The organism is Arthrobacter sp. fls2-241-R2A-200 (assembly GCF_030209745.1).
Lineage (GTDB): Bacteria > Actinomycetota > Actinomycetes > Actinomycetales > Micrococcaceae > Arthrobacter.
On sequence record NZ_JARVRJ010000013.1, the window covers coordinates 1 to 12582 of the forward strand.

Sequence of the window (12582 nt, forward strand, 5' to 3'; positions counted from 1 at the left end):
TCGAAGAAGCCCTCGGCAAACTCAAAACAGTCCCCCAACACCGCTACGACGAAGCAGCAGCGCTCTTCGGGTGACCTTCGGTTCAGCCCCGCGGTTCGGACCCTGGTTGAGCGAGTGCTGCATTCACCCGTGGTGTGGCATGGGAGGCCGTAGTCTTCACAGTTGTTCTTGAGTCCTCAAAGCCCGCAATTGCCCCAAGTACTCCACTTCGGCACGCAACTGCTCATTTTCGCGCCGCAAACGCTCCAACTCGGACAACAACGCTGGGGACGGGACCTCGAACTTCCAAGGGCTGTCGCGTAACGCATCAGCGTTGCCTAGTGCAGCGGTGCCAGCGCGCCGGTACGCTCCCACCCAGGACTGCAGCACCTCGATTGAGATATCGGCTTCCGCTGCGAGATCCGCGGGGGTCTCCCCCGCAACAAACCGTTGGACGAACCCGAGCTTAATATCGAATGATTGCGACTGCTTCGTCGGCCTAGCCACAAGTCTCCTCACGAATTCATCCTCCAGCCCCGATGATGCTGCGTTAGAAGGTCTTGCCTACTGAGCCGAGCTGCTGTGCTGCTTCGACGATGCGCGCGGCCATGCCGGCTTCGGCGGAAGCGCCCCAAACGCGGGGATCGTAAGTCTTCTTGTTGCCCATTTCGCCGTCGATCTTCAGGACGCCGTCGTAGTTGGAGAACATGTGGCCCGCCACCGGGCGGGTGAACGCGTACTGGGTGTCAGTGTCGATGTTCATCTTGATCACACCATAGGAAACAGCGTCAGCGATTTCCTGCTCAGAGGAGCCCGAACCGCCGTGGAACACGAGGTCGAACGGGTTTTCCTTGCCGATCTTCGCACCAGCCTCGGACTGGATCTGCTTGAGCAGCTCCGGGCGGAGCTTCACGCCGCCCGGCTTGTACACACCGTGCACATTACCGAACGTCAGGGCGGTGAGGTAGCGGCCGTTTTCGCCCGCACCGAGGGCCTCGATCGTGGCGAGGGCGTCTTCGGTGGTGGTGTAGAGCTTCTCGTTGATTTCGTTCTCAACACCGTCTTCCTCGCCACCGACGGTGCCGATTTCGACCTCGAGGATGATCTTCGCGGCAGCTGCGCGCTCCAGCAGTTCGCGGCCGATGCGCAGGTTCTCCGAAAGGGTCTCGTGCGAACCGTCCCACATGTGCGAGTTGAAGATCGGGTCCTTACCGGCCTTCACCGCTTCCTCGGAAGCGGCGAGCAGGGGAAGAACGAAGTCTGCCAGCTTGTCCTGCGGGCAGTGGTCCGTGTGCAGGGCGATGTTCACGTTGTAACTCTTCGCCACCTCGCGGGCGAACGCGGCGAAACCCAGCGAACCGACCACCATGTCCTTGACCGAAGCGCCGGACCAATACGCGGCACCACCAGTGGAAACCTGGATAATGCCATCGGACTCGGCCTCAGCGAAACCGCGGATCGCAGCATTCAGAGTCTGCGACGACGTCACGTTGACCGCGGGGAAAGCGAATCCGCCAGCCTTCGCACGGTCAATCATCTCGGAGTAAATCTCAGGGGTTGCAATGGGCATAGCTACTGATCAATCTTCCCGCTGGTCTCGTAGGTGGCGATTTGGCCGATGCGGCGTTCGTGCCGTTCGGCGTGGGTGAATGGTTCAGAGAGGAATGCCTTGATCAACTCAGTGGCCTCGCCAACGGTGTGCTGGCGGCCTCCCACTGCGACGACGTTGGCGTCATTGTGCTGACGGGCCAGCACCGCGGTGTCCAGGTTCCAGGCCAACGCCGCGCGCACGCCCTTGACTTTATTTGCCGCGATCTGCTCACCGTTGCCCGAGCCGCCTAGCACGATACCCAGGGCGTCTACGCCTGCGGCTTGGTCACTAACGACGGCGGTTGCCGCCTTGATGCAGAAGGAGGGGTAGTCGTCCTCGGCGTCGTAAGTGGTCGGTCCGTGGTCCACCACCTCATAACCGCTGTCCGAGAGCTCGGTAACGAGGTGGGAGCTGAGTTCCATACCGGCATGGTCTGTTGCTATATGAACGCGCATGAGAGATCTTTCGGATTGGTCGGGGCACGGTGTTATTGGGTTGCCGCGGCGGGAGTGAAAGCGAGTTGACCGTTAGTGCGCAGCGACTCGATGGCAGCAGCGGGGCTCGGTTTGCCGTAGACGGCTGACCCGGCCACAAAAACGTTGGCCCCTGCCTCAGCTGCCCGAGTGATGGTTTCTTCCGTGATGCCGCCGTCTACTTGGATAGCGACGTCCACTCCTGAGCCGTCTATTGCGGCACGGGCACGGCGGATCTTTGGCAGCATGACATCCAGGAATGCTTGACCGCCGAAGCCGGGCTCCACGGTCATGATCAAAAGCATGTCCACTTCGGAAAGCATGTCCAGATATGGTTCCACGGGGGTCGCCGGGCGCAGGGCCATCCCTGCCTTCGCTCCCCTGGCACGGAGCTCGCGGGCGAGCTTGATGGGAGCATCCGAGGCTTCCACGTGGAAAGTCACGGAACTCACGCCGGCGTCGGCGAACTGCGGAGCCCAGCGGTCGACGTCGGAGATCATCAGGTGGGCGTCCAAGGGGACAGGAGTGACCTTTTGCAGGCGTTCCACCACAGGCAGGCCGATAGTTAGATTAGGCACGAAGTGGTTGTCCATGACATCGACGTGCACCGCATCTGCGTTGCTAATGCGGGCCAACTCGGCCTCAAGGTTGACGAAGTCGGCCGAGAGGATACTGGGATTGATGCAGCACTTCAAGGGTGCGGATGCCATGGCGTGTACCTTTCGTAGATGGCGGAAATGGGTGCGCTCCAGCTCAGGATGGCTTCCGGGCAGCAGTAAGGGCGCTGTCGACGTCGTCGAGTAGTTCCTTCCAGCTGTCCACGAATTTCTTCAGCCCCTCGGTCTCCAGAAGTGCAACGACCTCGTTGTATGAGATTCCGAGGCCTTCCAGGGTGTCGAGCACGTCGTTCGATTCGTCGTAGGTACCGGTGATGGTGTCACCAGTGCTCTGGCCGTGATCGAACACCGCGTCGAGCGTTTTTTCGGGCATGGTGTTCACGACGTCAGCGGCCACAAGTCCGGTGACGTACAGGGTGTCCGGGTAGGCGGGGTCTTTCACTCCGGTGGACGCCCACAACGGGCGCTGGGGGCGGGCGCCTGCACCAGCCAGGACCGCCCACCGTTCGGTGGAGAAAAGTTCCTCGTAGACCTCGTATGCGAGACGCGCATTCGCCAGGCCTGCTTTGCCCTTAAAGGCCGTGGCCTCCTTGGTGCCGATGGCGTCCAAGCGCTTGTCGATTTCGGTGTCGACCCGGGAGACAAAGAAGGAAGCCACGGAGTGGATGGTGGAGAGATCGTGGCCGTTTTCCTTGGCCTGCTCCAGACCGGTCTGAAAGGCATTGATAACTGCCCGGTAGCGCTCCAGGGAGAAGATCAAGGTCACGTTAACGCTGATGCCCTCAGCCAAAGTGGCCGTGATCGCGGCCAAGCCTTCAATGGTTGCCGGGATTTTGATCAGGACGTTGTCCTTGTCAACCTTCTTGTGGAGTTGCTTAGCCTCAGCGATCGTGCCTTCGGTATCCCAAGCCAGGCGGGGATCAACCTCGATGGACACACGTCCATCGACACCGTTCGTACCTGCAGCGACCCGCGCGAACAAATCGCAAGCGTCAGCGACGTCGGTCGTCGTGATTTCAAAGATCGTCTCTTCAACGCTGGCCCCACGAGCCGCTTGAGCGGCGATAGCAGCATCGTAAGCGGTGCCGGAGGTGATCGCGGCTTGGAAGATGGACGGGTTGGTGGTCACCCCAACGACGTTCTTCTCGTCGATGAGCTTCTGCAGGCTGCCGCTGGAAAGCCGTTCCCGGGAAAGGTCGTCCAACCAGATTGAAACGCCGGCCTCAGAGAGGTGTTGGGTGGGTGTAGTAGACATCTGTTTTCTCCTGTGATGAGGTATCAGGCCGTCAGGCCTGCGAGCGATTCCTTCGCAGCGGCGGTGACTGCTTCCTTGGTGATGCCGAACTCCTCGAACAAGCGTTTGTAGTCCGCGGAAGCGCCGAAATGTTCGAGGGAGACAGAGCGACCAGCGTCACCGACGAATTCGCGCCAGCCCAGCGCCAGCCCGGCTTCAACGGAGACGCGGGCTTTCACGGATTTCGGCAGCACGAACTCCCGGTAAGCCTCATCCTGCTTGTTGAACCACTCAACACAGGGCATGGACACAACACGGGTGGCGATGCCTTCGGCTTGCAGTGCCTCACGGGCCTGGACAGCGAGCTGCACTTCGGAGCCGGTCGCGATCAACAGAACCTGAGCGGGGACCGTGGACCCGTCCTTGGAAGCCTCGGCCAAGACGTAGCCGCCCCTGGCCACCCCGGCCGGGGAAGCGAACGTGTCACCGGTTGCTGCACTGTTACCGCGTGCGTAAGTCGGGATGTTCTGGCGGGTCAGAACGATACCGGCCGGGTTCTCGTGGTTCTCCAGTATGGTTTGCCACGCGATGCCTACCTCGTTGGCGTCACCGGGGCGCACAACATCCAGGCCGGGGATGGCACGCAACGTGGAGAGCTGCTCCACCGGCTGGTGGGTTGGTCCGTCTTCACCCAAACCAATGGAGTCGTGGGACCAAACGTAGATTGAAGGAACACCCATCAGGGCAGAAAGCCGGATAGCGGGCTTCTGGTAATCACTGAAAATCAAGAACGTACCGGAGAAAGCCCGGGTACGGCCGTGCAGCGAAATGCCGTTCACGATCGACGCAGCAGCATGCTCACGGATCCCGAAATGGAGCACCCGCCCGTAGGGGTTTCCCTTCCAGGCTGCGGTGGACCGCGAGGCAGGAATGAACGACGGCGAGCCCTCGATAGTGGTGTTGTTCGACTCGGCAAGGTCAGCCGAACCGCCCCAAAGCTCGGGAAGGACAGGACCGATGGCGTTCAGGACCTTGCCGGACGCCGCACGGGTGGACATGTCCTTGCCCTCCTCGAAGACCGGGAGCGCGGAGGCGAGGGTGGCAGGAAGCTTCTTCTCCTCCATCCGTTTCAATAAGGCAGCACCCTCGGGATGTGCCGATTGCCACGCCTCGAACGCTTCCTGCCAGGAGCCGCGCACGGCCGCACCACGGTCCAGCACCTTGCGGGCGTGCGCCAAAACCTCGGGGTCCACGTCAAAGGACTTCGCCGGATCGAACCCAAGCACGGCCTTCAGTGCTGCGACTTCCTCGGCACCCAGTGCCGAACCATGAATCTTGCCCGTGTTCTGCTTTTTGGGAGCCGGGTAGCCAATGATGGTCCGCAAGGAAATGATGGAGGGCTTGGTGGTCTCTGCCTTGGCCGCCTGCAATGCCGAGTAGAGCTCCTGGACGTCTTCGACGTAATTGCCGGTCTTGGTCCAGTCCACGCGCTGGGTGTGCCAGCCATAGGCTTCGTAGCGCTTGAGGACGTCCTCGGTGAACGCGATATCGGTGTCGTCCTCGATGGAGATGTGGTTCTCGTCGTAGACCACCACGAGGTTGCCCAGCTCCTGGTGCCCGGCCAAGGAGGAAGCTTCTGCGGTAACGCCCTCTTGGATATCGCCGTCGGAGGCGATGACCCAGATGGTGTGGTCGAACGGCGACTCGCCAGCGGGAGCATCGGCGTCGAACAGTCCCCGCATGCGCCGCTGCGAGTAGGCGAACCCCACCGAAGAAGCCAATCCCTGGCCCAACGGGCCCGTAGTGATCTCCACACCGGCAGTGTGCTCGTACTCGGGGTGGCCCGGGGTCAATGAACCCCAGGTACGTAGAGCCTCGAGGTCCTTCAGCTCCAAACCGTAACCGGAGAGGAACAGCTGAATGTACAGGGTCAATGAAGAGTGACCGGGAGAGAGAATGAAGCGGTCACGTCCAATCCACTCCGGATCACGCGGATCATGGCGCATCAACTTCTGGAACAGCAAATATGCGGCCGGCGCCAAACTCATCGCGGTACCAGGATGACCATTTCCGACCTTTTCCACGGCATCCGCAGCCAGGACCCTGACTGTGTCCACTGCTCGCTGGTCCTGGGTAGTCCATTCAAGCGCCGCCGTTTCACAATCCAATAGAGTGGCCGCCGCATTTGCTGAGTGATTCACGATTTAGTCCCCTTCAATCCGGTCATCAGCTAGTAACGACCGCGTAGTGGCTTTCTTGTTGTTCCCATATTCGCGAAACAAACGGGCAGGGGTAATACTGTTTTTTGACAGTTTTTACTACACTAAAGGACTGGCGGAGGTTCCGCCTGGACACTCCGCAAGGAAGCAACGATGACAGTCTCAGACCTGCCGTGGCCACTGCTGCAAAGCGTGGCAGCGCTAGCCGACGCCCCCTTGGCAAACATCGCTGAACGCCTGCGTGACGCCGCACTTCCCTATATGAGAAGCACATCCTTGGTCATCTTCACGGAAGATTGCACGGGGCGTCCGCAGAAGAAAGCGGGTGACGAAGGGATCATCTCCAGGGTTGCCATCCCGGAACTCGAAAACCTCCGGGCTACCCTTTCGGATGAAGTGCCTTGGTTTGGGAACGCTGAGCTCGCCGGCAAGTCCCGTCCTGTACTGGCACTAAGACATGCCTCTAGTCACGCCCTTCTGGTCTTGACGGATCCGCACCCCGGGGGCTCGGCGAATGACCAAGGGTTGGATGTGGTGACGTATCTATGGCGCATTGCTGCCCGTCGCATTCAAGAGAAGGTGGCAGATGCGCCGCCGTCGTACCTGCTGGAGTCGCGGGCAGCTTCAGCCGAACGCGTTCGAGTCACCGCAGAGTTGACCGAGTTGCATTCCACCACTCTGGAGACGCTCGTGGCCGCCCTGCGGTCTTCCACGTTGGACGATGCGACGGCCCGGAGCACAGCCATCGATCTCATTGGCAAGGCCCTCATCGGGCTTCGAACCCTCAGCGACCGCACAACCGACCTCGTCGAAGAGCCGGTCGCGAAAGCGTTTGAACGCCTGCGGGAGGACCTACGGCCACTTACGCGATTCGGCGGGGTCGAGGTCCAGTTCATCGAACCGCCATTGAATGGACGGGCCCTCCCGGGGGAAGTGGCGCATGCGGCGCGAGCCATCGTCCGAGGACTGATTCTTGCCATGATGGAACAAGCGGACATCAGCAGGATCCGGACTCAGTGGGACTGCGACGGAGAAAACCTCCTGATCAACGTCCGGGACGACGGCGGCGGTACACTGACCACCGACTCCCCGAGCATCAGCGGCTTGGAACGCCGCGTCAAGGCGCTCACCGGCCAACTTCGATTGGACGTTATGCCAGGTTGGGGGGCGGACATCTTCGTCTCGCTGCCTCTGGACCTACCCGCACGCCCGCCGGGCGACGTTGCGGGCTGGAACCTTGCCGCACGCGAACTCGAAGTACTCCAGCACCTCGCTGCCGGACAGCGCAACCGGGCCATCGCCTCCGCGCTCAACATCAGCGAAAACACCGTCAAGTTCCATGTTCGGAACCTCTTCAAAAAGCTCGACGTCGGCTCGCGCACCGAAGCAATCGCACTGGCTCACAGCCATGGACTCCGATAGGGGCTAAGGCAGGGTTGAGATCAAGATAGGATCTGCTCGCGCGTCTCCCCGAACGGAACCTCGTCGCTGAGCATGACCGTGAATCGGCCAGGCTCATGGCGGATCACGAGGATGCCGGCAACACGTTGGGGGACCCTGCGGAGCGCAGCTTCTGCACCGTTGAGCAATTCATCGAGTCGTTCGGGGTCGGTAACGAGGATTTCGAGACTTTCAGCGCGCAGACCACCCATGACAGTTTCCTTCCCAAGGGTGGGCACCCCAATGGACCAAAGCCAGGTGACTTCGGGGATCGATGTGTCTCAGATCAGATACAGCGTGACCGGATCATCATGGAGAAATAAGCGGCGGGAGCCTGTCCCGTTCTCGATTAGCCACAAGAGGTGGCCGTCGTCGTCGCGCTCATCAACATAAGCCGTATATGGAAAAGAGTCTATGAACCGGACTTCAACGCGGTTTCCGCGCTCCAAGGAATCCCAGTCGCAGACGGGGTGTTGGTCACGGGATCGCCCACTGCCTGCGGCCGGTCCCAAGGTGTGATAATTCATGTCTTAGTCCTTCCGCCGAATGTGCCTGCAGTCACCGGGCGATGTTCCGGGCAGCACTACGGAGGTGGCGTCCCCGCGGTTACGAATGCAAGGGAACGCCACCTCGAGTAGAAGCTAGATGATGGCGGAGCGGAGTTCTTTGGCTGCCTGGGCGGGGTCGGTTGCGCCGTAGATGGCGCCGCCGGCGACTGCGACTTCAGCCCCTGCTTGCTGGACATCGCCGATGGTAGCGACCTTCACTCCGCCGGCCACCGAGAACGGGACACGGGCCTCTGCCCCTGCCCGGAGCAGCCCGCTCAAATCGAACCCGGGCTTGGCCTGCTCATCGAGCCCGGCGTGCATCTCGACGAACTTCGCACCCAGCGCACGGGCTTCCTTGGCCCGGGTCACCTTATCCGCGACCCCGATCAGGTCCACAACGATGCCCTTGTTATGGGCCTTGGCCGCCTTCACGGCCCCGGCGATGGTGGAATCATCGGCAGTACCGAGCACGGTGACCAGGTCGGCGCCTGCCGTGAAGGCGATGTCAGCCTCCAACTCCCCGGCGTCCATGGTCTTCATGTCCGCGAACACGATCTTGTCCGGGTGGGCTTCCTTGACCGCGGTCACCGCGGACAACCCCGCGGCCTTGATCAAGGGCGTGCCGAGTTCAATGATGTCAACGTACTCCGCGACCTGACCGGCCAACGTCAAAGCCGCTTCGGTAGTCAGGACGTCCATGGCAACTTGGAGCTTCATGATGTTCTCTTCCTTCTATAGGGAACTGCGATGGGTGTGAAAATCGGGGGTAGGGCTACTCGAGGTTTGCGTGCCTAAGCCAAAGTTCCTCGGCGGGTACGTCCGTGGTGTCCCAAAGGGACTGGAAGACCGCCTCACTGGCATGGAAAAGGACCTGTTCGAAGAGGGACCCTGAGTACTGACGGCTTACGTTCGAACCGTGATCGGTCTTCTGGGCCGCAGGAATGATGACCACCGCGTCGGCGAGTTGAGCGAGCGGTGAATCGGGGTTGGTGGTGTACGCCGCTATGCGCGCCCCTGTTTTGGCGGCAGTCTCCGCTGACTTGACCACTCCTGAGGTTGTCCCCGATCCGGAGGCCACCAGCAGTAGGTCACCTGAGGTGATCGCAGGCGTCGTGGTGTCGCCCGCGATGTAGACGTCCAAGCCCAAATGCATCAACCGCATGGCGGCCATACGCAAAACCAGGCCGCTGCGACCCGCTCCCGCCACGAAAACCCGGCCGGGCTGGCTGAGGTGGTTCGCAACAGCTGCTAGCTGCTCTTCATCCACTTTGGCTGCCGTGCCCTCGATCTCATCCCTGACGAGACGTAGATTCCGTGCGATGTCATCCGTGGTGGGGCGCGCTGCGCCCATCACGCTTGCTGTTGGATTCACAATTGAGTCCTCACTTCGATAGGCCCGTGGGGCCGCGTGGTTACTTCTTGGTTCATTCCCATCATGGCGAAACGAATGGGTAGGGGTAACACTGTTTTCTGACGGTTCTAACTACCCTTAAGGAGTGCTTGGGACCTTGTTCCAGCTAGCTGCGGGCTACCGGGGCCCCGCAATTGGCGCCTTGCCAGGCGGAACCCTCATCGATCGAACCGGTCCAGGTTCATGACTTTGTCCCAGGCGGACACGAAATCCCGGACAAACTTGCAATGAGCACCCTTGCTTGCGTAGACCTCCGCAACCGCACGCAGCTCCGAGTCGTGTGCAAAAATGAGGTCGGTGCGGCTTGCTACCCATTTGATGTCGTCCGAATGCCGGGCGTGGCCCTCGTAGGTCGTCTCGGCTTCGGGCTCGCCCGGTCTCGGTGTCCAAACTGTGTCCACGTCGAGTAGGTTGACGAAATAGTCGTTGGTCAGCAGGCCAGGTGTCCGAGTAAGCACCCCTAGCGGGGAACGGTCAAAGTTCGCACCGAGCACGCGCAGGCCGCCCAACAAAACTGTCATCTGGGGAACGCTCAGGGTCAGTTGGCACGCCCGTTCGATGAGGAGAACCTCCGACGGCGGCAAATTTCCTTTGCGAACGTAGCTGCGGAAGGGGTCCGCGGTTGGTTCGAGCACACCGAACCGTTCGGTGTCGGTCCATTCCTGGGTCGCGTCCGTGCGCCCTGGCCGGAAGGGGACCTCGATGACGAGACCGGCGTCGGCGGCTGCCCGTTCCACAGCGGCGCACCCGCCGAGCACAATCAGGTCAGCGAGTGAGATCCTTCTCCCGCCGGGTTGTGCTTCATTGAACCGGTCGCGGATCTGTTCAAGGGTAGACAGCGCCTTTTCCAGCGCAACAGGATCATTGACATCCCAGCTTCGTTGCGGCTCAAGGCGAATGCGGGCGCCATTCGCCCCGCCGCGCTTATCGCTATTCCGGAACGTGGAAGCCGAGGCCCACGCGGTAAGCACTAATTGGTCAAGCCCGAGACCCGACTCAAGCAACGAGCCTTTGAGCACCCTAACATCGCCGTCGTTGACGAGTTCATGATCGACGTCGGGCACTGGATCCTGCCAAATCAGCCTTTCAGACGGGACGAGCGCGCCCAGATAACGCGCGGTCGGGCCCATGTCGATGTGCGTGAGTTTGTACCAGGCGCGCGCGAACGCATCCGCCAATTGCTCGGGATGCTCCAAGAATCGTCGCGCGATCACCCCGTACTCTGGATCTTCCTGCAGGGCAATGTCCGTGGTCAGCATCCTCGGAGCGTGGGTTTTGGACGAGTCGTGAGCGTCAGGGACAGTGCCCACCCCGGCTTCGTTGGACGGAACCCATTGCCAAAGCCCGGCAGGACTTAATTCCACTTCCCACTCATAAGCGAACAGGGTCTCCAAGAAGCTGTTGTCCCAAGTTATAGGTGTCGGCGTCCAAATCCCCTCGAGTCCGGTAGTGATGGCGTCAGCGCCCTTGCCGGATCCAAAACTATTGGCCCATCCGAGGCCGACCTGTTCAAGCGGCGCGCCCTCGGGTTCAGCCCCGAGGTTGGCATTCGGGTCGGCTGCACCATGAGATTTGCCGAACGTGTGACCGCCGGCAATGAGGGCGACGGTCTCCTCGTCGTTCAATGCCATTCGAGCGAATGTCTGACGAATTTCGCGAGCTGACGCGATGGGGTCCGGCACAGTCGCGGGTCCCTGCGGATCCACGTAGATCAGTCCCATCTCGCTGGCGCCGTATGGCCTATGCAGATCCCGGACGCCGCTGTGCCGTTCATCAGCGAACCATCGGTTTTCGGGACCCCAATAGGTGTCGTCAGCTTCCCATGCCTCCGGGCGTCCACCGCCGAACCCGAAGGGTTTAAAGCCCATCGATTCCAAGGCACGGGTCCCCGCGAAGATCATGAGGTCGGCCCAGGAAATTTTGCTGCCGTACTTTTGCTTCACCGGCCATAGGAGCCGGCGCGCCTTATCCAGGTTCCGGTTGTCTGGCCAGCCGTTCAGCGGCGCAAAACGCTGCATACCTGCGCAGGCTCCGCCCCGCCCATCATCCACTCGGTAGGTGCCGGCGCTGTGCCACGCCATCCGCAGGATCAGCGGCCCATAGTGGCCGAAGTCGGCGGGCCACCAGTCCTGCGATGTGGTCAAGACATCGTCTACATCGTGTGCCAAGTCGTCGAGGTTGATGGAGAGGAACTCGGTGGCATAGTTGAAATCCTCGCCTAACGGGTTGGCTGCCCCACTCGGCCGCGCCAAACACGTCAAGTCGAGTTTGTCAGGCCACCAGCTGTGTTGTTTGGGGCTCTCCGTTGACTTCCGAGGGCCTTTCGCCCTGCGCGCGTCCACGGTCTCGTGGTAGGTACGATCAACATAAGCGTCAGGGTTCCCTGCCATGGCTGCTCCTTCAGGCGTTCCTCGAAGGACCCGATATCTGGCGAGGGTTGGACGGGCCAGCGGTCCCGGTCGGCGCTCACCGTAACGGACCAGTGTGTTGGTTGGTGGTGGGGTGCCGGGCCGGGTTGGTCCGGCACCCCTTTGTGGTGTTGGTGGTGTTATTTGGTGGCGATGTACGCGGTGACTTTCGCGGACACGCGGATTTCAGCGAGGGTGGGCTTTTCCCACTTTTGCGGGTGTGTGGTGGTGTTCATTGGTGTTTGTCCTTCCTGGTTCTGGTTCTGGTTCCGGTTTTCCGGGTTTATGGTTTCCGGGTTTTCGGGGTTAGTTGGGGAGGGCGAAGGCGATCACGGCGCTGCCGTGGCCCTGACCGAGGAGGCCGGGCACGATCCCTTCGAGCCATCCGCCCCAACCGACGGGCACGACGACGTACTGCTTGCCGTTCACGCTGTACGTGGAGCAGCTGCTGTGGTGTCCGCTGCCGCATTGGAATTCCCAGAGCTTCTCACCGGTCCGGGCGTCCAGGGCCACGAACTCACCGGTCGGGGTCCCGGCGAAGACCAGGTCCCCTGCCGTGGCGAGCACGGACGCGGCCATGGGGTAATCAATCCGCCAGCGCCACTTCTCTTCACCATAGGTATCGAACGCGCTCACCGACCCGGCCATGTCATCGATGTCCA

General features: G+C 61.2%; 14 protein-coding genes. 1 reads left to right on the forward strand and 13 read right to left on the reverse strand.

Annotation, left to right across the window (positions count from 1 at the left end; all coding sequences use genetic code 11):
• Positions 1 to 156: 156 nt before the first annotated feature.
• The 6 genes from QRN42_RS14685 to tkt are packed head-to-tail and all read right to left on the reverse strand — an operon-like array spanning position 157 to position 6062.
• The gene (locus tag QRN42_RS14685; protein ID WP_284979894.1) at positions 157 to 486 is read right to left on the reverse strand and encodes a hypothetical protein; all 330 of its coding nucleotides are present in this window, start codon (positions 484 to 486) and stop codon (positions 157 to 159) included.
• 43 nt (positions 487 to 529) lie between these two features.
• The gene (gene fbaA, locus QRN42_RS14690) at positions 530 to 1549 is read right to left on the reverse strand and encodes a class II fructose-bisphosphate aldolase (protein WP_284979895.1); all 1020 of its coding nucleotides are present in this window, start codon (positions 1547 to 1549) and stop codon (positions 530 to 532) included.
• 2 nt (positions 1550 to 1551) lie between these two features.
• Positions 1552 to 2025 (reverse strand): ribose-5-phosphate isomerase, encoded by a 474-nt coding sequence (locus QRN42_RS14695; RefSeq protein ID WP_284979896.1) that lies wholly within the window; start codon positions 2023 to 2025, stop codon positions 1552 to 1554.
• Between the two features lie 32 nt (positions 2026 to 2057).
• Positions 2058 to 2753, reverse strand: a complete 696-nt coding sequence (gene rpe / locus QRN42_RS14700; RefSeq protein WP_284979897.1) for a ribulose-phosphate 3-epimerase — start codon at positions 2751 to 2753, stop codon at positions 2058 to 2060.
• A 43-nt stretch (positions 2754 to 2796) separates the two neighbouring features.
• On the reverse strand, positions 2797 to 3915 hold the full coding sequence (gene tal / locus QRN42_RS14705; RefSeq protein WP_284979898.1) for a transaldolase: 1119 nt from the start codon (positions 3913 to 3915) through the stop codon (positions 2797 to 2799).
• A gap of 23 nt (positions 3916 to 3938) precedes the next feature.
• Positions 3939 to 6062, reverse strand: coding sequence for a transketolase (gene tkt, locus QRN42_RS14710; protein WP_502869510.1), 2124 nt, complete (start codon positions 6060 to 6062; stop codon positions 3939 to 3941).
• Between the two features lie 204 nt (positions 6063 to 6266).
• Here tkt and QRN42_RS14715 point away from each other — a divergent pair, with 204 nt between their 5' ends.
• Positions 6267 to 7535, forward strand: coding sequence for a helix-turn-helix transcriptional regulator (locus tag QRN42_RS14715; protein ID WP_284979900.1), 1269 nt, complete (start codon positions 6267 to 6269; stop codon positions 7533 to 7535).
• Positions 7536 to 7555: 20 nt separating this feature from the next.
• Here the strand turns inward: QRN42_RS14715 and QRN42_RS14720 are convergent, their stop codons facing one another.
• The 7 genes from QRN42_RS14720 to QRN42_RS14750 form a co-directional block, all read right to left on the reverse strand.
• Positions 7556 to 7765, reverse strand: coding sequence for a hypothetical protein (locus tag QRN42_RS14720; RefSeq protein WP_284979901.1), 210 nt, complete (start codon positions 7763 to 7765; stop codon positions 7556 to 7558).
• 69 nt (positions 7766 to 7834) lie between these two features.
• Positions 7835 to 8080: a hypothetical protein gene (locus QRN42_RS14725; RefSeq protein ID WP_284979902.1), complete on the reverse strand. Its 246-nt coding sequence runs from the start codon at positions 8078 to 8080 to the stop codon at positions 7835 to 7837.
• A gap of 114 nt (positions 8081 to 8194) precedes the next feature.
• A complete protein-coding gene (gene hxlA / locus QRN42_RS14730; RefSeq protein ID WP_284979904.1) occupies positions 8195 to 8818 on the reverse strand; it encodes a 3-hexulose-6-phosphate synthase in 624 nt (207 codons plus the stop codon).
• Between the two features lie 55 nt (positions 8819 to 8873).
• Positions 8874 to 9452 (reverse strand): 6-phospho-3-hexuloisomerase, encoded by a 579-nt coding sequence (hxlB, locus tag QRN42_RS14735; protein ID WP_284979908.1) that lies wholly within the window; start codon positions 9450 to 9452, stop codon positions 8874 to 8876.
• A gap of 218 nt (positions 9453 to 9670) precedes the next feature.
• Positions 9671 to 11902, reverse strand: coding sequence for a catalase/peroxidase HPI (gene katG / locus QRN42_RS14740; RefSeq protein ID WP_284979905.1), 2232 nt, complete (start codon positions 11900 to 11902; stop codon positions 9671 to 9673).
• A gap of 158 nt (positions 11903 to 12060) precedes the next feature.
• Positions 12061 to 12156, reverse strand: coding sequence for a pyrroloquinoline quinone precursor peptide PqqA (gene pqqA / locus QRN42_RS14745; protein WP_284979906.1), 96 nt, complete (start codon positions 12154 to 12156; stop codon positions 12061 to 12063).
• A 70-nt stretch (positions 12157 to 12226) separates the two neighbouring features.
• A partial coding sequence (locus QRN42_RS14750; protein WP_284979907.1) for an outer membrane protein assembly factor BamB family protein occupies positions 12227 to 12582 on the reverse strand: 356 nt, incomplete at its 5' end.

Coding starts and splice junctions, on each gene's coding strand:
- fbaA (WP_284979895.1), bottom strand. CDS start 1,549: ATGCCCATTGCAACCCCTGAGATTTACTCCGAGATGATTGACCGTGCG.
- QRN42_RS14695 (WP_284979896.1), bottom strand. CDS start 2,025: ATGCGCGTTCATATAGCAACAGACCATGCCGGTATGGAACTCAGCTCC.
- rpe (WP_284979897.1), bottom strand. CDS start 2,753: ATGGCATCCGCACCCTTGAAGTGCTGCATCAATCCCAGTATCCTCTCG.
- tal (WP_284979898.1), bottom strand. CDS start 3,915: ATGTCTACTACACCCACCCAACACCTCTCTGAGGCCGGCGTTTCAATC.
- QRN42_RS14715 (WP_284979900.1), top strand. CDS start 6,267: ATGACAGTCTCAGACCTGCCGTGGCCACTGCTGCAAAGCGTGGCAGCG.
- QRN42_RS14720 (WP_284979901.1), bottom strand. CDS start 7,765: ATGGGTGGTCTGCGCGCTGAAAGTCTCGAAATCCTCGTTACCGACCCC.
- QRN42_RS14725 (WP_284979902.1), bottom strand. CDS start 8,080: ATGAATTATCACACCTTGGGACCGGCCGCAGGCAGTGGGCGATCCCGT.
- hxlA (WP_284979904.1), bottom strand. CDS start 8,818: ATGAAGCTCCAAGTTGCCATGGACGTCCTGACTACCGAAGCGGCTTTG.
- hxlB (WP_284979908.1), bottom strand. CDS start 9,452: ATGGGCGCAGCGCGCCCCACCACGGATGACATCGCACGGAATCTACGT.
- katG (WP_284979905.1), bottom strand. CDS start 11,902: ATGGCAGGGAACCCTGACGCTTATGTTGATCGTACCTACCACGAGACC.
- pqqA (WP_284979906.1), bottom strand. CDS start 12,156: ATGAACACCACCACACACCCGCAAAAGTGGGAAAAGCCCACCCTCGCT.